The 20,490-nt window shown below is 73.9% G+C and carries 14 protein-coding genes; 13 read left to right on the plus strand and 1 reads right to left on the minus strand.

Features of this window, described 5'->3' with window-relative positions:
* The first annotated feature begins 7 nt into the window (after positions 1-7).
* The 10 genes from ACFYY2_RS10010 (at position 8) to ACFYY2_RS10055 (ending at position 16,707) form a co-directional block, all read left to right on the plus strand.
* Entirely contained in the window at positions 8-1,912 is a 1,905-nt protein-coding gene (locus ACFYY2_RS10010) for a BTAD domain-containing putative transcriptional regulator (RefSeq protein WP_388739630.1), read from the plus strand.
* A gap of 163 nt (positions 1,913-2,075) precedes the next feature.
* Positions 2,076-4,313: a TOMM precursor leader peptide-binding protein gene (locus ACFYY2_RS10015; RefSeq protein WP_388739632.1), complete on the plus strand. Its 2,238-nt coding sequence runs from the start codon at positions 2,076-2,078 to the stop codon at positions 4,311-4,313.
* Positions 4,303-6,267, plus strand: a complete 1,965-nt coding sequence (locus tag ACFYY2_RS10020; RefSeq protein WP_388739635.1) for a TOMM precursor leader peptide-binding protein — start codon at positions 4,303-4,305, stop codon at positions 6,265-6,267. Before ACFYY2_RS10015 ends, ACFYY2_RS10020 begins: the two co-directional genes overlap by 11 nt.
* Before the next feature lie 44 nt (positions 6,268-6,311).
* Positions 6,312-7,934 carry a nitroreductase family protein gene (locus ACFYY2_RS10025; protein ID WP_388739638.1) on the plus strand — a complete coding sequence of 541 codons (1,623 nt, stop codon included), beginning with the start codon at positions 6,312-6,314 and terminating at the stop codon, positions 7,932-7,934.
* A 12-nt stretch (positions 7,935-7,946) separates the two neighbouring features.
* Complete coding sequence (locus ACFYY2_RS10030) at positions 7,947-10,727, plus strand: lantibiotic dehydratase (RefSeq protein WP_388739641.1); 2,781 nt, start codon at positions 7,947-7,949, stop codon at positions 10,725-10,727.
* Positions 10,715-11,857, plus strand: coding sequence for a lantibiotic dehydratase C-terminal domain-containing protein (locus tag ACFYY2_RS10035; RefSeq protein WP_388739644.1), 1,143 nt, complete (start codon positions 10,715-10,717; stop codon positions 11,855-11,857). Before ACFYY2_RS10030 ends, ACFYY2_RS10035 begins: the two co-directional genes overlap by 13 nt.
* Positions 11,854-12,981 carry a metalloprotease gene (locus ACFYY2_RS10040; RefSeq protein ID WP_388739647.1) on the plus strand — a complete coding sequence of 376 codons (1,128 nt, stop codon included), beginning with the start codon at positions 11,854-11,856 and terminating at the stop codon, positions 12,979-12,981. The genes ACFYY2_RS10035 and ACFYY2_RS10040 overlap by 4 nt, the downstream gene beginning before the upstream one ends.
* 44 nt (positions 12,982-13,025) lie before the next feature.
* Positions 13,026-14,003: an ABC transporter ATP-binding protein gene (locus tag ACFYY2_RS10045; RefSeq protein ID WP_388739650.1), complete on the plus strand. Its 978-nt coding sequence runs from the start codon at positions 13,026-13,028 to the stop codon at positions 14,001-14,003.
* Entirely contained in the window at positions 14,000-14,755 is a 756-nt protein-coding gene (locus tag ACFYY2_RS10050; RefSeq protein ID WP_388739652.1) for an ABC transporter permease, read from the plus strand. The genes ACFYY2_RS10045 and ACFYY2_RS10050 overlap by 4 nt, the downstream gene beginning before the upstream one ends.
* A 29-nt stretch (positions 14,756-14,784) precedes the next feature.
* A complete protein-coding gene (locus ACFYY2_RS10055) occupies positions 14,785-16,707 on the plus strand; it encodes a TOMM precursor leader peptide-binding protein (protein ID WP_388740055.1) in 1,923 nt (640 codons plus the stop codon).
* A gap of 76 nt (positions 16,708-16,783) precedes the next feature.
* On the opposite strand, the gene ACFYY2_RS10060 is transcribed toward ACFYY2_RS10055, so the two are convergent.
* Positions 16,784-16,954 (minus strand): thiazolylpeptide-type bacteriocin, encoded by a 171-nt coding sequence (locus ACFYY2_RS10060; protein WP_327121942.1) that lies wholly within the window; start codon positions 16,952-16,954, stop codon positions 16,784-16,786.
* 162 nt (positions 16,955-17,116) lie between these two features.
* Between ACFYY2_RS10060 and ACFYY2_RS10065 the strand changes: the two genes are divergently transcribed.
* From ACFYY2_RS10065 to ACFYY2_RS10075, 3 genes are all read left to right on the plus strand, one after another.
* Positions 17,117-18,361: an amidohydrolase gene (locus tag ACFYY2_RS10065; protein WP_388739656.1), complete on the plus strand. Its 1,245-nt coding sequence runs from the start codon at positions 17,117-17,119 to the stop codon at positions 18,359-18,361.
* 249 nt (positions 18,362-18,610) lie between these two features.
* Positions 18,611-19,564: a class A beta-lactamase gene (gene bla / locus ACFYY2_RS10070; RefSeq protein ID WP_388739659.1), complete on the plus strand. Its 954-nt coding sequence runs from the start codon at positions 18,611-18,613 to the stop codon at positions 19,562-19,564.
* Between the two features lie 203 nt (positions 19,565-19,767).
* Complete coding sequence (locus tag ACFYY2_RS10075; RefSeq protein ID WP_388739662.1) at positions 19,768-20,463, plus strand: type 1 glutamine amidotransferase domain-containing protein; 696 nt, start codon at positions 19,768-19,770, stop codon at positions 20,461-20,463.
* The last annotated feature ends 27 nt before the right edge of the window (positions 20,464-20,490 follow it).

Consider the following 20,490-nt stretch of genomic DNA (forward strand, 5'->3'; position numbering starts at 1 on the left):
GTCGAGAGTGCGATTCCAACTGCTCGGGCCATTGAGCATCACCGACGGGCGGGACGTCGTCGTCCTGCCGCCCTCCAAGCCGACCGCGCTGCTGGCCGCGCTGCTCATCCGCCCTGGCTCCGTGGTGTCCACCGAGCACCTGCGCGGGGTCGTCTGGGGTGAGGAACAACCGGCAACCGCCAAGGCCGCGCTGCAGAGTTGCGTCCTCAGGCTCCGCCGGATCTTCGCCAAGTACGGCATCGAGGACCAGGCGGTCGTGGCGGTGGCCGGCGGCTACCGCATGAGTGCCGACGCCGAGACGCTCGACCTGCTGCACTTCCGGCGGCTCGTGGAACGGGCCGGCAGTTCCGGTGACGAGTTGGAGCTCTGCACCCTGCGCCGGGCACTCGCGCTGTGGCAGGGTCCCCCGCTCGCCAACGTCCCCTCCGACCTGCTCCATCGCGACGAGGTACCACGGCTCGCGGAAGAGCGTCTGCGGGTGCTGGAACGGGTCTGCGACATCGAACTGGATCATGGTCGCTGCCGCGAGACGCTCGTAAATCTTTGGGAGGTTACGCGCGTATACCCGGGCCATGAAAGGTTCGCCGAGCAGCTCATGCTGGCGCTCTACCGCACCGGCCGGCAGAGCGAGGCCCTGGCGGAGTGCCGCCGCATCAAGGGGTACCTGCGGGACGAACTCGGTGTCGGCCCACGGGCCGGACTCCAGCGGCTCGAACTCGCGATCCTGCGCGGCGACGACCTCGGCGGCATCGATACGGGCCGCGCACCCGGGTCGCTCGCCCCGGACACTCCGGCCGGCGCCTCCCCGTCCGGGGGACACGCGGGTACCCACGCCGTGGAGCCGGTCCTCCCCGACGAGCGGGCAGGCGGCGCCGCGGCCGGGCCCGCGCCGCTCCCCACGGTGCCCTGCTTCACCGGACGCGAGCGTGAGGTCGACTTGCTCGCGCAGTTGTTGACGACCCGTCGGGAGCCGACGGACCGCGCGCCCCTCGCGGTGCTGTCGGGGGCTCCCGGCATCGGCAAGACCGCGCTCGCCCTGCACACCGCCCACACGGTCGCCGCCCACTACCCCGGCGGCTGTGTACTGCTCCCGCTCACCCGGCCCGACGGCACCCCCCAGCCCGTGCGCGAGGTCACCGATCAGCTGCGCCGGTCCCTCGCCGCACCGGCCACCGGGCGCGGCCGGGCCCTGCTGATCCTGGACGACGTCGTCCACCCCGACCAGGTACGCCCGCTGCTGACCGCCGACGCGGGGGTCGCCGCCATCGTCACCAGCCGGATGGGCCTCGCCGCACTCGTCGCCACGCACGGCGGCACCGTCCACCGGCTGGGCACCCTCGAACCGGGGGAGTCCGTCGCTCTGCTCACGGCGGTGCTCGGCCGGGAACGGGTCGAGGCCGAGCCCTCGGCCGCCCGGCTGCTCGCCTCCGTGTGCGGGCACCACCCGCTCGCCCTGCGCATCGCCGCCGCCCGCCTGCTCACCCGGCCCCGGCTGCCCCTGGCCGACTGCGCGGACTGGCTGCGCCGCGATCTGCCCGCCCGGCTCACCCTGGCGGACGACCCCCGCATGTCGGTGCCGCTGACCCTGGACGAGGCGCTGGAACGGCTGCCCCCGGCGCTCGCCGAGGCGCACCTGCGGCTCGGAGCAGGAGCACCGGGCCCGCTGACCGCCATGGGAGCGGCCGACGCACTCGGCGTCCCGGAGGAGGCGGCGGAGGAGGTGATGGAGCGGCTCCTGGACGCCGGGCTCCTGGAGGAGGGCCGGTCCGGCGCCTTCTGGATGCACGATCTGCTCCGGGCGCATGCCCGGCGCGCCGCGGCACCCGGCACGAGAGACGCGCCGACGGCCCCGGCACGCACGCCCCGGCGTGCGGAGATCCCCTCGGCGGGCGGCGCCGCGGTGCTGCGCTGACGCGGACCGGCCCGCGCAAGGGCGGCATCCCGCCCCGCTCCACCCGCCACGAGCCCGGTCCCCGCACCCGTCGGGCGCCCGGGACCCGTGTGCCCGGCACCACAACCGAAGACGTCCCGACCCCGGGCCGCTCCCGCCCCCGAACACGAGGTGTGACGCACGCATGGCAACCACAACGCCGTACGCACAGACCGCCGGAACCCGGCCGCGAGTCCGGCGCGACGTCCTGTTCACCGAGACACCCGACGGGGTGATCTTCCACAACGCTGACGGCGGGTTCCAGCTCACCGCCAAGTCCGGTTACCGGTTCGCCACCCTCCTGGTGCCGTACCTGGACGGCAGCAGGACCGTGGAGGAGATCTGCCAAGGCTTCGGGGAGCGCCAGAAGACGATGGTGGGCGAACTCGTCACGGCGCTCTACGCGCGTGGCTTCGCGCGTCCGGTGCCGCCCCCGGCGGAGGAGCCGGCAGGCGGCCCGGCCGTCCCGCCGGCCGTCACCTCCCGCTTCGCCGAGCAGATCGCCTACATCGACCACTACGCCGACGACGCCGACGCCCGGTTCGCCCGCTACCGGGCCACCAGGGTCGCGGTCCTCGGCGACGGCCCGGTGGCCCGCTGGTGCGTGCTGTCCCTGATACGCAACGGCTGTGCCGCCGTGGCGGTCGCGCCCGGGCTGCTGGGCGGCTCCGGAGGCGCTCCGTCCGGGGAATTCGCGACGGCCGTCCGCGAGGCGGCCGAACTCACCGGCCTGGGCTGCCCCGTGGAGCTGGCGGCGCTGCCGGACACCACGGCCGGAGCGGCAGGCTGGAGGGCATACGAGGGGTACGACGTCGTGGTGGCCGCCGCCGGCCCCGACGCACCCGCGACCGTGCTCGCCCTCCTGCGGGAAGGCGTCCCCGAGGGCCGGACGCTGCTGCCCGCCTGGACGTTCGGGCCCCGGGCCGTGGTCGGCCCGGTGATGACGGCCGGGTCGACGGGCTGCTGGTCGTGCGCCGCCCTGCGTCTCGGCGCCGCCGGCGGCCCTGCCGGGGCGGCTGCCGACGTGTGGAGCGGGCTCGCCCTGGGCACCGGCACGACGGGTGCCCAGCCGGCCGGGCCGCTCGCGGCGATGCTCGGCAACCTGCTGGGATACGAGGTGTTCCGACTGGTCACCGACGCGCTTGTGGCCGAGACCCGGAACAAGCTGCTCGTCCAGGACATGGCGTCGTTCGACGTCGCCTCGGAGCCCCTGCTGCCCCACCCCCGCTGCCCCTTCTGCGCTCACGCCCCGGCATCCCCGGAGCCGGTCGACCTGTCCTCCGCCCCGGCGCGTCCGGCCTTCCTGCCCACGGTGGCCACCGCCCCGGACGACGACGCCGCCCAGGGCCCGCTGGCCGAACTGGACCGCCGCTCCGCACTGGTCGCCCCGCACGCCGGGATCTTCACCCGCTATGCGGACGAGCCCCTGACACAGACCCCGTTGAAGGCCGGCTCCGTCGCCCTCGGCCTGGGCCCTCACGGCCTTCGCACCGTGACCGCCTTCGACGTCCACCACACCGCCGGAGCCCGGCTGCGCGCGCTGAACGCCGCGGCTGCCGTCTACGCCGAACACGTGGTGCCGGCGACGCCCGCGGTGGACGACACGGTGCCCGCCGTGGACCCGGCGGCCCTCACCATCGCCTCCGGAACCGACCCCGGCGCCCCCGTCGCATGGACCTCCGCCACCTCGCTCGTCACCAAGGAGCAGGTGCGTGTCCCCGCGGGGGCCGTGCGCCCCTTCGGCCGCGACAACGCCGACCTGAGCTTCGAACCCACCCGGGCGGGCGCCGGAGCCGGGGCCGACCTGCCGGAGGCGGCCGGCTGCGGGCTGCTCTCCGCGCTCGCCCACGACGCCCTGGTCCGGGCCGTCAGACAGGCGGGTGAGGTGGCCGTGATTCCGCACGAGGCGCTCGGCGACGACCCCGAGGCGAGGTTCCTCCTCCGCTCCGCCGCTCACCTGGGGCCGGCCGTGGAGCTCCTCGACCTCGGCGAAACCGGCCACTCGGGCGCCCATGTCGTCCTGGCCCGGACAGCGGGACCCGCCCGATGGGCCGTAGGCGCCGCCCTCGACCGCGCGGGCGCCGTCATCGACGCCGTCCGGGACCTGCTCGGCGAGGCGCAGTACGAGGCCGACGCCGAGGGCGGGGCCACTCCCGACACCGGTGACCCCCTGCTGTGCGACCTGGACGCGGCCCTGATCGCGGTCACGCGTTCCGAACCGGCGCCGCCCGGCCCGGCCACGGACTGGACGCGCGTCCTGGACCGCCTGCGCGCCGCCGGCCGGGACGCCCTGGTCGTGCCCACCCACGCGGCCGACCTGCCCACCGCCGGCATCTTCACCGTGCGCGTCCTGCTCACCCGGGCTGTCACCGATGCGGGCTGACACCTCCGCGCCGGCGGAGGCCCCCGGCGCTGACACCTCCGCGCCTGCGGAGACACCCGGGCTCGGGCGTCCCGAAACCACCGCACGTGCCGAATCCGCGCGCCGCTTCGCCGAGGCGCTGAACGGTGCCCTCCGCGAGGTCGCCCCCATCGCGCCCGCCGTGGCGGTGGTTCCGCTCGGTGTCCGCGACGCGTACACCGCGGAGGACGACCCCCCGGTGCGACGGGGAGATGTGCCCGTGCATCTGTACGGACGGCAGGTGCTCGTCGGCCCCTGGCCCCGCGAGGGCAGGGCGGCCGGCTGCGGGACGTGTCTGGCCCGCCGGTGGCAGGGCGTACGGTCGGTGCCGCTGCGCGAGGGGCTCGAACTGCGCAGCGGCACACGGTCGGTGGGAGCGTGGCCGTACGCCACACCGTTCGCCGCGGCTGCCGTCGCCGGGCTCCTGGCCGGCCTCGCGTTCGCGGACCCGGATCCGGGTCCGTACCCCAGGGTGCACCTGGTGGACCTGGACGGCATGACCGTGCGCAGCCACCCCCTGGTGCCCGACCCGGAGTGCCCCGACTGCGGGACGCCCGGGCCGGACACCGCCGAGGGTGCCGCGCTCACCCCCCAGCCCGCCCCCAAGTACCGTCACGGCGCCTTCCGGGTACGGCGGATCGAGGACTATCCGCTGCCCCTGGACGCCTACGCCAATCCGTACTGGGGAGCGCTCGGCCCCTCCGTCGTCTGCGACGTGGCCTCCACCACCACCTCCGCCACCGTCGGCTGCTTCTCCACCCGGTCCGGGGAGTACCTGCGCGAGACCTTCTGGGGCGGCCACGCGGGCACTTTCGCGCACAGTCAGCGCATCGGCGTGCTGGAGGGACTGGAGCGCTACGCCGGGATGCGGGCCCGGGCCAGGACCACCCGGCTCACCGCGGCCCTGGACGACCTCGGCCCCGACGCGGTCGACCCCCGCGAAACCGGCCTGTACTCCGAGGAGTTCCACCGTGCCAACCCCCGCGTCCGCCCCTTCGCCCCGGACCGGGAGATCCCCTGGGTGTGGGGCTGGTCCCTGCGTGACGCCAAGCCGCGCCCCGTCCCGGAGATCCTGGCCTACTACCACGCCCCCGGCCTGGAGAACCGCTTCGTCCAGGAGAGCTCCAACGGCTGCGCCTCCGGCGGCAGTACGGAGGAGGCGGCCTACTTCGGCCTGATGGAGGTCGTCGAGCGCGACGCCTTCCTGATCGCCTGGTACGGGCAGGTACCGCTCCGGGAGATCGACCCCGCCACCAGTGCCCGCCCCGCCACCCGGCACATGACGGACCGGCTGGCCATGTACGGGTACCGGGCCCGCTTCTTCGACACCCGGATCAGCTTCCCCGTCCCCGTCGTCACCGCCGTCGCCGAGCGCTTCGACGGGGGAGTCGGCCGGATGTGCTTCGGGGCCGGCGCGGGGCTCGACCCGGAGTCCGCGCTGGACTCCGCGCTCTGCGAGATCGCGACCGACTCGGTCAACCTGGTCGGCCGCACCCGGCGCGACGAGTCCCGGCTGCGCGCCATGGCGGCCGACTTCGACCGCGTCACCACCCTGCACGACCACCCGCTCGCCTACGGCGTCCCGGAGATGGGGCGGCACGCGGACTTCCTGCTGCGCCAGGAATCCCCGCAACCCGCACTCGCCGTCGCCGACCTGGTGTGGCCGGACGCCGACGGGGCCCCCGCGTCCATGGACCTGCGAGAGGACCTGCTGCGTGCGGTCGGCGCCGTCGCCGCCGCCGGATACGACGTCGTCGTGGTCGACCAGACCCTGCCCGAACAGCGCGCGGTCGGTCTGCACACGGTGAAGGTCCTGGTGCCCGGCCTCATCCCCATCGACTTCGGCTGGTCCCGGCAGCGCGCCCGGCACATGCCCCGGATGAGCACCGTCCTCGGGCCCGCCGGCCTCAATCCCGCCCCGCATCCGTTCCCGTGACGGCCCGTCCGCACCGCACGCCGATTCGAAAGGGGGCAGGCCCCATGGGGTACGCCCACGAGTACGCCGACGCCGTCCTGCACCGGGGCCGCGTCCCGATGGAACCCGCGGACTTCGTGCCCGACTGGTCCGACGGGCCACGCAAGGGCAAGTTCTATCCGGGCGTGCGGCCCTGCGCCCTGCCCGACGGCGACGGCCTTCCCGACGCGCCCGTGGCCCGCGGCCTGCTTCCGGCCCGCACGCCCGCGCCGGAACCCGAGGCACCCGGCCCGGCAGGCTTCGACCTGCCGCTGCTCTCCGCCATGCTCAAGGACTCCTACGGTCTGACCGGCCGCCGCCTCGGCATCCAGGCCAACAGCGACCTGTCCGGCCTGCCCTTCTACACCCACGCCAACTGGTCGCGGGGCACGGCGGGCGGTGGCGGCCTCTATCCGGTCAGCGTCTACTGGGCCGCCGGCCCGTCCGGCCCGCTGACCCCCGGCATCCACTACTACGACGTCCACCGGCACGCCGTGCAGCGGCTGCTGACCGGTGACGTCTCGGCCCGGATCCGTGAGGCGCTCGGTCCGGACGCACCCGCCGACGCGCTGGAGACCGACCAGTACCTGGTCCTCGGCGTCAAGTACTGGCAGAACACGTTCAAGTACAACAGCTTCTCCTACCACGTGGTCTCCACCGATCTCGGCACGCTCGTGCAGACCTGGCGGATCTGGGCCGGCGCCCGAGGGCTGCGGACCGCACCGGTCCTGTGGTTCGACGAGCCCCGGCTGAACGGGCTGCTCGGCACCGCGGGGGAGGAGGAGGCCGTCTTCGCCGTCGTCCCGCTGCGCTGGGGCGGCACGTCGGGGGCCATGGCGGCGGTCGCGGCTCCCGGGCCCGACCCCGCGGTCCGGCACAGGGACGTCGAACGGTCGCGGACCGTCCTCGACTTCCCGACCGTGCGGGCCATGCACGAGGCGACCACCAGCCACGCGGCGGTGCGTCCCGCTCCCGGCGCGCTCGCCCCGGCCGCCGCCCTCCCGGTGCCCGCCGGGGGCACCCGCGTCGCCCTGCCCGCCGCGTCCTTCCCCGACGTACCCGTGCGCCGCGCACTGCGCGAGCGGCGCAGCAGCTTCGGCCGCTTCGACGCGGCCCGGCCGCTCACCCCCGCCCAGCTCTCGTCCGTCCTGGCGGCCTGCGCGGCGACCTCGCTGGAGAGCGACGCCGACCCCGGCGGTGCCGTGCGGCAGGCGCGGCTCTACGCCTTCGTCAACCACGTGGAGGGCATCGAGCCGGGCGCGTACGCCTACGACCCGGACACGGCCGAACTGAGGCTCGTCGAGGCCGGCCACCAGGGGGCCTTCCTCCAGGAGAACTACTTCCTGGCCAACTACAACCTGGAGCAGGCGGGTGCCGTCCTCGTGCCCACCGTCCGGACCACCGCCGTCCTGGACGCGGTCGGGGACCGCGGCTACCGGCTCGCCGTCGGCACGGCGGGCGCCGTGGCCCAGACGTTCTACGTCGCCGCGGCGGCCCTCGGGATCGGCGCGGGCGTGGCGCTGGGCTTCGACAACGTCTCCTTCATCGAGAAGCTCGGCCTGACCGGAGGCGACGAGGCCCCCCTGCTGATCATGCCGATGGGAAACGAACGGCCCCGGCCCGCCGGCTTCCGCCACGAGATCGCCTGACGGGGAGACCTGATGACCCTCATGACGTCCGACACCACCTCCCCCGGGACCGCCCGGTGGGAGCCCGGCCGGCGTTTCGTGCTCCGGGCCGCCGGACTGCCCGTGGAGGCCGTCCGCGGACTGCGCTGCCCCCGCACCCGCCGGTGGGCCGACGAGATCCTCACCCGGGAGGAACGCCTCGCCCGCGAGGGGGCAGCTCTGAGCGACCTCCTGCACGGGCTGGTCCCGGCCGCCGACGCGGTGGGCGGCACCGCCCGCCGGGCCCTGCTCGCCCTTCGGCGGCAGGTGTACAACAACCGTCTGCCCGCCGACTCCACGGCCGCCGTACGCCTGGTCACCGGCCTCGACCCGGCTGCCGGCGACCGCGCCTCGGCGTGGCTCGCCGAGCGGGCGCGCCACGCCGGACGGCTGGAACAGGGAGCGGCGGTGCTGGCCGACGAAATGCAGTGTGCCCGCGCCGAGTTGCGTAACCATCTGTCCCACGACCACTTCCGCAAGGGGCTGTTGCTCGCCTCGCCCGCTCTGGACGCCCGCATCGACGGCTACCTGAACGACACGCGGGCCGAACCCGGCGGGCGGATGCGGAAGATCGAGCGGTCCGCGCTCACCTACCTCTACCGCACCGCCTGCAAGACAAGCCCCTTCTCCACGCTCACCGCCGTGGCCGCCGGAACCTTCGACGGGGACCCGTCGGACACCACCACAGCCCTGCGGATCGGTGAGGAGTGGACCAGTCACGTCCGTCTCAGCGTCGTCGCCCTGAACCGGATCGCCGATCTGATCCTGGCCGACCCGGAGCGCCGCCAGGACCTGCCCGTCGTGCTCTCCCCGGGCTGGGCCCGCGACGCGGACCGTGTGCGCTACGTACGGCAGTGGGTGACCGCCGGGGACGACAGCGCCGCCGTGACCTTCGACGCCGTGCGGGACAGGCTGTTCTACCTGCGCACCAGCGGCACCCTGGACCGGCTGCTCAGCTTCTTCGCCGGCCGCGACGGGCTGCGCCACCGCGACCTGGTCGACTGGCTCCACGCCGAGCACGGTGCCGAGCGCCCCGAGTGCGAGCGGTATGCCACGGCCCTGCACCAGCTCGGCATGGTCCGGGTGCCGGGGCTGCGCACCGACGTGCACAGCACGGACCCGCTGCGCTCCTTCCGGGCGGCCCTGACGCGGCTCGGCGTGGCCTGGGCCGACTCCGCCGCCGCCGGCCTGGACGGCCCGGCAGCGTGCCTCGCGGCGTACCCGGCCGCCGACGTCCGCACCCGCCGGACGTTGCTGCGCACCCTGCGCGAAGGCCTCCTCCAGGTGCAGAGCGATCTCGGTGCCGCCGAACCGTCCCTCCCGCAGACCCTGTTGTACGAGGACGTCAGCGCGGGCGGCGACCTGGTCTGTGCGCCGGGCCTGCTGGCCGGGGAGACCGGGCGGGCCCTGCGGGCGGTCGAGGGCATCCTGCCGCTGTTCGACATCACCCTGCCCCAGCGCATCACCCTGCGCGGCTTCTTCACGGCCCGCTACGGGCGCGGCGGACGCTGCGACGACCTGCTCGGACTGGTCCACGACTTCCATGAGGACTTCTTCGACCAGTACATCTCGTTCACCTCCAAGCGCACCGCCTTCGACGACGACGGCGCCTACGTCCCGGAGGAGAACTGGCTCGGCCAGAGCGCGCTGCGGACCCTGGACGACGCCCGCCGCGACTTCGTGGCCGGCATGGGGAAGCTGTGGGAGGGGAAGGGGGCGGCGGACGAGGTGCAGCTGCCGGACGGCCTCCTCGCCCCGGTGGCCGGCCGTCTCTCCGCCCTGACCGCCGACTTCACGCCGCAGAGCCACCACATCCAGGTGTCGGGCCCCGTCCCCGGCCACCCGGACGGCCCCCTGGTCGTCCTCAACCGCTCGTACGGCGGGCTCGCCTTCCCCTTCAGCCGCTTCACCCACGTCTACGACAGCCCGGACGATCCCGCCGAGCCCGGCCTCTCCGCCCGGCTCCGGGGAGAGCTGCGCGAACGGCAGCCCCAGGGCGCGGTGTTCGCCGAGGTGACGGGCGGGACGGTCACCAGCAACCTGAATCTGCACGGCCGTATGACGGACTATCAGATCGTGTGCCCGGGAGAGACGTCCACCGTCCCCGAGGCCGACCGGCTCGACCTCGACGATCTCTACCTCGTCCACGACGACGCGGCCGACCGCCTCGTGCTGCGCTCGCGCCGGCTGGACCGCGAGGTCATTCCCGTCTACCTCGGCTACCTCGTCCCGGTCGCCCTGCCCGAGATCCCCCGCACGCTGCTGCTGATGTCGCCCAGCACCATGACGCCGAGCGACGTCTGGGGCGGGGTGCCGGAGGGCCCCGCGGTGGAAGGCGTCACCCGCCGACCGCGCGTGGCCCACGGAGACGTGGTCGTCAGCCGCCGCAGCTGGACGGCCGACGCCGCCACCCTCCCGGTCCGCCGACCCGAGGCGGACGAGGCGCTGTGGTACCTGGACTGGCAGCGCTGGCGCCGCCGCCACGGACTGCCCGGCCAGGTCTTCGCCACCGTCCTCGGGGCCGGCCGCCGCGCCCCGGGCGCCAAGCCCCTGTACGTGGACTTCGACAGCCCCCTCTCCCTGACCGCCTTCGACGCCCTCGTGGACCGGGCACCGGGTGCCGCGGTGATCCTGCGCGAGATGCTGCCCACCGAGGACGGGCTGCACCTGACCTCCGCGCACGGCCGCCACGTGGCCGAACTGGCCGTGGAGACCTTCACCTCCCGCCCCTCCCGCCCCTCCCACACCGAGGACGGCCCCGCATGCCCGAACTGACCGCCCCCCGTTCAGCCGTCCCAGGCCCGGCCGCCGAACCGCCGGGGGAGTGGATCGCACTCCACGTCTTCTACGCCGCCAGCCCCCAGCCGATGCTGGTCAACTGCGTGCGCCCGCTGGTGGACCGGCTGACCGCCGACGGACTTCTCGCGGGTCACTTCTTCATCAACTACTGGCTGGAGGGCCCGCACGTCCGCCTCCGGCTGCGCCCGGCCCGCGCCGAGGCCGCTCCCGAGGTCAGGCGCCGGGCGGAGGAGGCACTCACCGGCTTCCTCCGCAGCCGCCCCGCCCTGTACGAGGTCGACTCCGGCTTCCTGAAGGACTTCTACAACGCGCTGTTCGACATCGAGTTCCCCGGCGGGGACCGCGACCGCTTCATGGGCGCGGACGGCCGGATGAACCTGCGGCCGAACAACTCGTTCACGTACGAGCCCTACGCCCCCGAGTACGCGAAGTACGGCGGCCCGGCCGGCGTCGAGCTCGCCGAATGGCACTTCCGGCACTCCAGCGACCTGGTCATCGACGCCTTCCGCACCATGAACCTGCACCTGCGGACGGTGCTGCTCGGCACCTCCGCCCAGCTGATGATGGTGATGGCGGGCTGCTTCCTGCCCGAGGAGGACCGCCTCGCGGACTACCTGGACGGCTACTACGCCTTCTGGCACCGCGCGTTCCCCGGCACCGGCTTCATCGGCTCCGCGGAGTACGAGGCCACGTACGCGCGGATGGCTCCCCAGCTGGGACGCCGGTTCGCCGAGATCCGGGCCGCCGTCCGGAGCGGCGAAACGGGGCGGCTGCCGCGCTTCCTGCGCGGCTGGGCGGAACACTGCCTCGAACTGCGGGGCCGCATCGAGGACCTCACCGCCCGGGGAGACCTTGCCTTCCCGGTCCAGGAGGGACCGGCCCGGGAGGACGCCGGGCAGGAGCGCGCAGAGCCCGAGGGCACCCTTCCGCTGGAGGTGGTCACCCACGTGCCCGCCGTGCTGCCCCGGCTCCTGTCCCCCTACATGCACATGACCAACAACAGGCTCCACGTGACGATCCGCGACGAGGCATACCTCTCCTTCATGCTCGGCCAGGTCCTGCGCGAGCCCGTCCCGGCGGTCGCACCGAAGGCGGCCGGAGCATGAGCGGCACTCCCGGTGCGCCGGTACCCGCTGCGCAGAGCGCCGCCCGGGCCTATCGTCCCCTGCTGCGGGCCGGTGTCCGGATCGGACCGCCCCTGCTGCGCGGTCCCCGCACCGTGTACCTCATCCGGCACCCCGCCACCGGAGCCGTGTCCGAGGTCGGGACGAGGGAGCACTTCGTGATCTCCCGGCTCGACGGCACCAGGAACCTGGACGACCTGGCCCCCGCATACGCCGCTCGCTTCGGCCGCCGCCTCGCCGAGGAGAGCTGGAACCGGCTCCTTGGCCTCCTCGGCGCGCGCGGCCTGCTGGACGGCGCCCCCGACCCGCCGGCGCCCGCATCCGCCCCCGCTCCTGCCGACACCCTCTGGCGCGGCACACGCCGCATGGTCGCCGACGCCGACGCGGCCACCGCCCGGCTGCACCGGGCACTGCGCCCCCTGCTGCATCGCGCGATCCAGCTGCCGCTGCTGGCCGCCGTGCTGGCCATGGTGCTGGTCCTCGCGCTTCACACGGGAGAACTCGGCGACGGAGCAGCCGAGTTGATACGGCAACCCGTCGTCCTGGGTGCCGTCGCGCTGTTCCTGTGGTTCAGCATCACCGTCCACGAACTGGCCCACGGCGTCGCCGCCCAGCACTTCGGCGGGCACGTCGCGGAGATCGGCCTGCGGTGGCGGTTCCCGGCCGCGATGCTGTACTGCACCGTCGACGACTACCTCTTCATCCCCGGGCGCCGCGCCAAACTCGTGATCGCCGGGGCCGGCGCGTACGTCAACCTGGCCCTGCTGCTGCCGTTCGCCCTGTGGTGGTCCGCGCTCCCCGGCGGCGACCCGGCCCGGCCCCTGCTCGCCGGACTGCTGCTGCTCGGCAGCGTCCAGGCGCTGAGCAACCTCGTCCCGCTCCCCCCGCTGGACGGCTACCGCATGCTGGGCCACCTCCTCGGCACCGCCCACCTGGCCCCCGAGGCACGCGCCTACCTGGCGCTGCGCCGGACGGGCTCCGAGGCGGCCTCCGCCTATCCCCGCCGCGCCCGGCTGATCTACACGGCGTACGGCATCGGGTCGGTCCTCCTGCTCCTGCTCGCCGTGGCCGGCACCTGCGCGGTGGCGCTCGTGCTGCTCGCCTGACCCGCCCGCGCGACCGCCCGCGAACCGAAGGAACCACGCACCACATGAGTGAGGAAGAGGCCATGCGACCCACACCCGCCACCGTCCACGTGCAGGGGGTCTCCAAACGGTACGGGGACCGGCAGGCCGTCGACGACGTGTCCCTCGACATCGGCCGGGGCGAGTTCTTCGGCCTCCTCGGCCCCAACGGAGCAGGAAAATCCACCCTGGTGGAGATCATGGAAGGACTGCGCCACGCCGACACGGGCTCCGTCTCCCTCTTCGGCCAGTCCCCATGGCCCCGCAACACCGCCCTGCTGCCCCGCATCGGCATACAGACCCAGTCCTCGGCCTTCTTCGTGCGGCAGACCGCCCGCGAGCACCTGCGCACCGTCGCCGCGCTCTACGGAGCGTCGCGGGAGGCGGCCGGGGCGGCCCTCGACTCCGTGGGGCTCACCGGGCAGGGCGACGTCCAGGTGGAGAAGCTCTCCGGCGGCCAGCGCCAGCGCCTCGCCATCGCCTCCGCGCTGGTGCACGGTCCCGAACTGATCTTCCTGGACGAACCGACCGCCGCACTCGACCCGCAGGCCCGGCGTGACCTCTGGGACGTGCTGCGCGCCCTGAAGGCACAAGGCCGCACCATCGTCTACACCACGCACCACCTGGACGAGGCGGAGGAACTCTGCGACCGCATCGCCATCCTCGTCGACGGCCGGATCGTCGTCACCGACAGTCCGCACAACCTCGTCGACGCCTCCCGGGCCCCGAGCCGGCTGCTGCTGCCGCTCGGCCGGCTGGACGAGCGCGAGGCGGCGGCCGTCGCCGGCGTCGACCGGGTCACCGTCCAGGGCGGCTCCCTGGTCCTGGAGACCCGCACCACCGGCCGGGTGCTCAGCGCCCTCGACCGGCTCACGGGTCTGGACGGGGTGCAGACCCGCACCCCCAGCCTGGAGGACGTCTACCTCGACCTCACGGCGGGAATCGTCCGGAGCCCGCACACATCCCGCCGCACCCCCGAGACCACCCCGGAGCGCCAGGCATGAGCGCCTACGCCGCACTGACCGCAGCGGGCTACCGCGCCCAGGTCCGCGACAGGACCACCCTGTTCTTCACGTTCGCCTTCCCGCTCCTCTTCCTCGTCGTCTTCGGCCTGATCTTCCGGGGCCGGGCCGTCGAGCAGAGCGGCCTGTCCTACATGTCGTACACGGCCGCCGGGGTCCTGTCCTGGGGTGTCGCCAACGCCGCCGTGTTCGGCATCGCGTTCACCCTGATGCAGTGGCGCTCCGACGACATCCTGCGGCTGATCCGGATGTCCCCGACCCCTCTGTCCGCCGTGATCGGCTCCCGCTACGTCCTCGCCCTGGCGGTGGGCCTGGTGCAGTCGCTGCTGTTCGTCGGGGTGGCGAAGCTCCCGCTGTTCGGTCTCGAACCCGCCTCCGGATGGCCGTTGCTGATCCCGGTGATGGTGCTCGGCATCACCACCTTCCTGCTGCTCGGTGTGATCATCGGCTCGTTCGCCGACACACCCGAGTCGGTCGCGGCTGTGGCCAACTTCCTGATGCTGCCCATGGCGTTCCTGTCGGGATCGTTCTTCCCGCTGGACGCCATGCCCACCTGGCTGCAGAAGATCTCCCTGGTCATGCCCCTGCGCTATCTCAACGACGCGGTGTCCCACGCGCTGACGGGCCGGGGCGACGGCTCCGACGTCGCCGTCGGCTGCGCCGGACTCGCGGTCTTCGCGCTCGTCCTCGGCGTCATCGCCGTCAGGACGTTCCGCTGGACGAGGTCCTCGTGAGTGCCCCCGCGCGGCCCCTGAGCCGGCCGATGGAGAAGGCCCGCGACGCGCTCCACGCGGCACTGAACGACCGCCTCGGCCGGGACGTCGCCGTCGTCCCGGTCGGAGCCACCGACGCGGCGGCCACGCTCGGCCACCGCGGCGCCGCCGACCCCTGGGCGCCCCTGCGGGCAGCCGCGCGCGTCCACCTCACCGCCTCCGCCGTGCTGATAGGCCCCTGGGGCGGCGACGGCACCGCCCCCGCGTGCGGACGCTGCCTCGCCCTGCGGTGGCAGCGGCTCCGCAGCCGTTCCGAACGTGACGCCCTGGAGACGGGCGGCCCGGACGGCCCCCGTCCGGTGGGTGCCTGGCCCCTGTTCAGCGGGCACACGTACGACGCCGTCGCCGCCCTGTGCGCCGCGCTGCTGGACGACGGCCCGGCCCCGGCACCACCCGCCTCCGATGCCGCCGACCGAGCCCTTCCGCAGGTGTCCAGACTCGACCTGATGACGCTTCAGGTGCGGACGTATCCGCTCCTGGCCGATCCCCTCTGCCCGGACTGCGCGCCGTGTCCCACCCCGGAGCGTCCGCGCCCGCTCACCCTGGAGACCCGCCTCAAACCGGACCCCGGCACCTACCGGCTGCGGGCCGCCTCCTCCTACCCGATCCCGGAGACGGCCCTCGCCAACCCGGTCTGCGGCGCCCTCGGCGGCGGCACCTGGCTGAACGTCACCTCCCCGACCACCGCCCCGGTCGCCGGCAGTGTCTTCGTACGCGGCTACGCCGGGCTCAACGACGTGACCTGGAGCGGCCAGGAGAACGCCTTCTCCACCAGCCGCAGACTGGCCTTCCTGGAAGGCTTGGAGCGCTACGCCGGAACTCACCGGAGAGGCCGCGCCACGCCCGTCACCGGCTCCTGGAACGACCTCAAGGCCGACGCCGTGGACCCCGCGGACTGCGGGTTCTACGATCCGCGGACGTACCGCGACGACCCCCTGGTCGACCCCTTCGACCCGGATCGGGCCATCCCCTGGGAGTGGGGCTGGTCCCTGCGCGACGACCGCCCGGTCCTCGTCCCCTCCCGCCTCGTCTACTACAGCGCCGGACTGGCGGCCGACAACTTCGTCTTCGAGTGCTCCAACGGCTGTGCGATCGGCGGCTGCCTGGAGGAGGCGCTGCTCGGCGGCCTGCTCGAACTCGTGGAACGGGACGCGTTCCTGAACGCCTGGTACGGGGACGCCCGTCTCACCGGGATCGACCTGGCGACCGTCGGCGGCCGTACCGCCGCCGCCATGGCCGAACGAGCCGCGCTCCAGGGCTACGACGTCCACGTCCTGGACAACCGGATCGACCTGGAGATCCCGGTCGCCACCGCCGTCGCCGTACGCCGCGACGGCGGCCCCGGGACCCTGTCCTTCGCGGCGGCTGCCTCGCTCGACCCCCGGTCCGCCGTCGAGGGCGCCCTCTCGGAGGTCCTCACCTACATCCCGCACCTGGCCCGCCAGACCGAGGAGCGCCGCGGTGAACTGGAGGCCATGGCCGACGACTTCCACCTCGTCCGCCACCTCAAGGACCACGCCCAGCTGTACGGGCTGCCCCGGATGGCCGCCCACGCACGCAGCTACCTGGAACCGACGGCGGTACGCCCCTTCGACGACGTCTACCGGCGCTGGGAGACCTCGCGGCGCCCTCGCACCCGCGATCTGCGCGACGACGTGCGCGCGGTCGTGGACGAACTCGTGGGGGCCGGTCACGACGTGATCGCGGTCGACCAGACCACCCCGGAGCAGGCGGGCATGGGCCTGCGCACCGTCAGCACCCTGGTGCCCGGACTCCTGCCGATCGACTTCGGCTGGAACCGTCAGCGCGCCCCGCTGATGCCCCGGCTGCGCACGGCGCTGAGGCGCGGCGGGCACCGAACGACGGACCTGACGGACGCCGAGATCCGCAGGGTGCCGCATCCGTTCCCGTGAACCCGGGCGAACACGGCGAAGCCCGGGATCCGTCGAGCGGGCGGATCCCGGGCTTCTCCTGCGACCTGACGTCCGGTCAGGCGGAGCAGGAGGTGGTGCTGGTGGTGGAGCTGCACGTCGACGTGGAGCTGGTGCTGGTCGAACCGGCGAGCACGACCTCGCTCGCGTCCGAGTAGTCGGAGATCTCGAAGGTCTCGGCCTCGAGCTCCAGGATCTCGTCGGCGAGGGTGCTCAGGTCCTTGTCCATGGGTGTCTCCTCCGGATCGGGGCCCTCCGGGATGGGGAAGGCCGCCTGCCTGGTGTGCGACCCCATTCCACCGCCGGCCGCTCACCGTTCGGCATGCCCCGCACTCACACATCGCTGGCACGCGACGCCAGCGCCCGCAGCGCACCGCCCCGGAGGATCCCCGTGACCGCGAACCACCCCGCCCTCACCCACCTCGCGCCGGTGGTCCGCCCGGCACTCACCCTGTACCTGGACGTCCACCGCACACCGGAACTCTCGGGCCGGGAGAGCCGCACGGCCGGCCTCTTCGCGGACCGGCTCACCGCCACCGGGTTCGAGGTACTGCGCGGCATGGGCGGCCACGGGGTCGTGGGCCTCCTGCGCAACGGCGAGGGCCCGCGGGTGTATCTGCGCACCGAGCTGGACGCCCTGCCCCTGGCCGAGCGGACCGGTCTGCCGTACGCCAGCGGGAACGGAGCCATGCACGCCTGCGGCCACGACCTTCACCTGGCCGCCGCGACGGGCGCGGCCGATCTGCTGGCCCGTACCACCGCCCACTGGAGCGGCACCCTGGTCGTCGTCGGCCAGCCGGCCGAGGAGACGCTCACGGGCGCCCGCGCGATGCTCGCGGACGGACTGTACGCACGCTGCGGCCGCCCGGACATCGTGCTCGCCCAGCACGCGGCGCCCCTGCCCGCCGGAATGATCGCCCACGGCGGCCCGCACACCCCGATGGCAGCGGCGAGCGCCGCGCTGAGCGTGGTCCTGCACGGGCGGGGCGGCCACGCCGCGACCCCGCACCTCACGGTCGACCCGGTGGTCACGGCGGCGGCCGTGATCAGCCGTCTGCAGACGATCGCGTCCCGCGAGACCGCCCCGTCGGACCGGCTCACGCTCACCGTCGGCACCGTGCGGGCGGGCACCGCGGTCAACGTCGTCCCGGACACGGCGGAACTCGGCATCGGCCTGCGCGCGCTCACCGACGCGACCCTGGACCGGGCGCTGGGGGCCCTGGACCGCATCGTGCGGGCCGAGTGCGCTGCCTCCGCGTGCCCGCGCGACCCGGACCTGACCACCCTGTCCCGCTCCCCGGCCCTCCGGGTCGACCCGGACGCCACGCAGGCGATCCGGTCCGCGCACACGACCCTGTACGGCCCGGAACGCGTCGCGACCTGGCCCTCCTCCATGGCTGCCGAGGACTTCCCCTTCTACGGGGACGCGGGGCTGGCCGTACACGGTGAAGCCGGAATCCCCCTGTCCTACTGGATGCTGGGTACGACCGGCCGCCGGCAGTGGGCGGACTCACCGGCCCACGTGCCGCCCAACCACTCACCGCGATTCGCCCCCGACGTCCGCACCGCCCTGCCGGCGGCGATCACGGCGCTGACCGCGGCGGCGCTGAACCGGCTGGGCGACGCGCGGCAATGAACCTGATCGGCGACGTTCCGCGCACCGGCCGGGACACAGCGTGAGACGGCCCCCCCGGCGGCGACGGCGACATCGCCGCCGACACGGGAACGCGCGACACGGTGGTCAGGTCTGCGGGCGACGTAAGCGTCCGCCCTACGCTGGCGAGGCAGAAGCCCGCCGGACGCACCCTTCGCCGCGGACACCCGGCGCGTCGGGAAGAGGCCACCGGCGGTGCACCGGCCACCGAAGTCAGGACTCGCCCTCCCCGTGCCCACCCCTCCCAGCCGCCGTGCCGCGCTCTCAGCACTGGCCGGCCTCGTGGCCCTCCCTCTGTCGGCGTGCGATCCGCCCGCGCCGGCCGCCGCACCGCCCTTCCCGTCCGGGACCGGGTCCTCACGGTCCGAACCACACGCACACCGTGCCGTACGCGCCTTCCGGGAGCTGGAGCGGAACTTCGGCGCGCGGCTGGGCCTGTACGCGATCGCCACAGGAAGCGGCCGCACCGTCACGCACCGCCCCGACCAGCGCTTCGCCTACGCCTCGACCTGCAAGGCACTCCTGGCGGGCGCACTGCTCAGGGCCCGTTCGCTCCAGCAGCTCGACCGGCGGGTGCGCTACGGTCCCGGTGACCTCGTCGCCAACTCCCCGGTCACCGAACGGCACCTGCACACCGGTCTCAGCTTGCGGGCGCTGTGCGACGCGGCTGTCCGCCACAGTGACAACACCGCGGCCAATCTCCTCTTCCGGGAACTCGGCGGCCCCGCCGGCCTGCAGAGCGCACTGGCCGCCCTCGGCGACCGGACAACCCGGTGCGACCGTTACGAGACCGCCCTCAGCGAGGCGGCACCCGGAGATCCCCGCGACACCAGCACACCGCGCGCCCTCGCCGCCGGACTGCGCGCCTACGCGCTCGGTGACGTCCGCGGCGATGTCCTCGGCGCGGACAAACGGGCGGTGCTGACCGACTGGCTCAGGCGCAACACGACGGGCGACGCGCTGATCCGCGCCGGCGCCCCGGACGGCTGGGCGGTGGGCGACAAGACGGGCACGGGCGGCTACGGCACGCGCAACGACATCGCCGTCGTCTGGCCTCCGGACTCGCCACCGGTCACCATCGCCGTGCTCTCCCGGCGGGCCACCCGTGAAGCGGAGCCGCAGGACGCGCTCATCGCGGAAGCGGCCCGCGTCGCGCTCACGGAGCTCGCCGCGCAAGGGCTGTGACCGGGGAATCCGCGGCCCGTGCCGTCAGAAGGCGCGGTCCGCCGCTTCGGCGGGCGCCGCCGGCGGCAACCTCGTCGCCGGCGGGGTGGACATGTCGCGCTGTGGGGACGCCGGCGCTCGTCACGCATGCGGCCGAACGAGCACCCGCCTAGGCTAAAGGTAGTCAAATCACCCCAAAGGGCCCGAGCGGAGGCGCATGAGTGATGGCGAAGATCCTGTTCATAGTGAGCGGAGCGACGTACTGGGTGCTCAAGGACGGCACGAGGTACGCCACCGGATACTGGGCCGAGGAGTTTGCCAGCCCGTACAAGGAGCTGACGGATGCCGGCCATGAGGTAGTGGTCGCGACACCGGGCGGCGTGACCCCGAACGTCGACATGATGAGCCTGCGTCCGTCCATGACGGGCGGCGAGCAGGTGTCCCTCGACCTGGAGGCCATCATCCGCGACGCCGAGGCGATGCGCCGGCCGCTCCAGCTGTCCGACGTCCGGCTCGAGGACTACGACGCGGTGTACCTGCCGGGCGGTCACGGTCCGATGTCGGACCTCGCGTACGACGCGGACGCGGGGCGGCTCCTGACCGCGCAGCTCGCCTCCGGCAACCCCCTCTTCATCGTGTGCCACGCTCCCGCGGCGCTGCTGGCCACGAGGATCCACGGTGTGTCCCCCTTCAAGGGGTACAAGGTCACGGGATTCTCCGACGAGGAGGAGGAGGGCGTCGGCCTGGCCTCCAAGGCGCCGTGGCTGCTGGAGACGGAGCTCAAGGAGAAGATCGGCGTCCAGTACAGCCGTGGACCGATGTGGGAGCCGTACATGGTGGAGGACCGCAACCTGGTCACCGGGCAGAACCCGGCCTCCGCCTCCGTGCTGGGGGAGCGGATGCTGAGGATTCTCGGCTGATCACCTCGGCGGCGGCGGAGCGCGCGC

Origin of the sequence: Streptomyces sp. NPDC001822 (assembly GCF_042892135.1) — a bacterium.
Classification (GTDB): Bacteria; Actinomycetota; Actinomycetes; order Streptomycetales; family Streptomycetaceae; genus Streptomyces.

Excerpts from the sequence above, each read along its gene's own strand:
- ACFYY2_RS10015 (WP_388739632.1), top strand. The coding sequence starts at position 2,076 with ATGGCAACCACAACGCCGTACGCACAGACCGCCGGAACCCGGCCGCGA.
- ACFYY2_RS10020 (WP_388739635.1), top strand. The coding sequence starts at position 4,303 with ATGCGGGCTGACACCTCCGCGCCGGCGGAGGCCCCCGGCGCTGACACC.
- ACFYY2_RS10025 (WP_388739638.1), top strand. The coding sequence starts at position 6,312 with ATGGGGTACGCCCACGAGTACGCCGACGCCGTCCTGCACCGGGGCCGC.
- ACFYY2_RS10030 (WP_388739641.1), top strand. The coding sequence starts at position 7,947 with ATGACCCTCATGACGTCCGACACCACCTCCCCCGGGACCGCCCGGTGG.
- ACFYY2_RS10035 (WP_388739644.1), top strand. The coding sequence starts at position 10,715 with ATGCCCGAACTGACCGCCCCCCGTTCAGCCGTCCCAGGCCCGGCCGCC.
- ACFYY2_RS10040 (WP_388739647.1), top strand. The coding sequence starts at position 11,854 with ATGAGCGGCACTCCCGGTGCGCCGGTACCCGCTGCGCAGAGCGCCGCC.
- ACFYY2_RS10045 (WP_388739650.1), top strand. The coding sequence starts at position 13,026 with ATGAGTGAGGAAGAGGCCATGCGACCCACACCCGCCACCGTCCACGTG.
- ACFYY2_RS10050 (WP_388739652.1), top strand. The coding sequence starts at position 14,000 with ATGAGCGCCTACGCCGCACTGACCGCAGCGGGCTACCGCGCCCAGGTC.
- ACFYY2_RS10055 (WP_388740055.1), top strand. The coding sequence starts at position 14,785 with ATGGAGAAGGCCCGCGACGCGCTCCACGCGGCACTGAACGACCGCCTC.
- ACFYY2_RS10060 (WP_327121942.1), bottom strand. The coding sequence starts at position 16,954 with ATGGACAAGGACCTGAGCACCCTCGCCGACGAGATCCTGGAGCTCGAG.
- ACFYY2_RS10075 (WP_388739662.1), top strand. The coding sequence starts at position 19,768 with ATGGCGAAGATCCTGTTCATAGTGAGCGGAGCGACGTACTGGGTGCTC.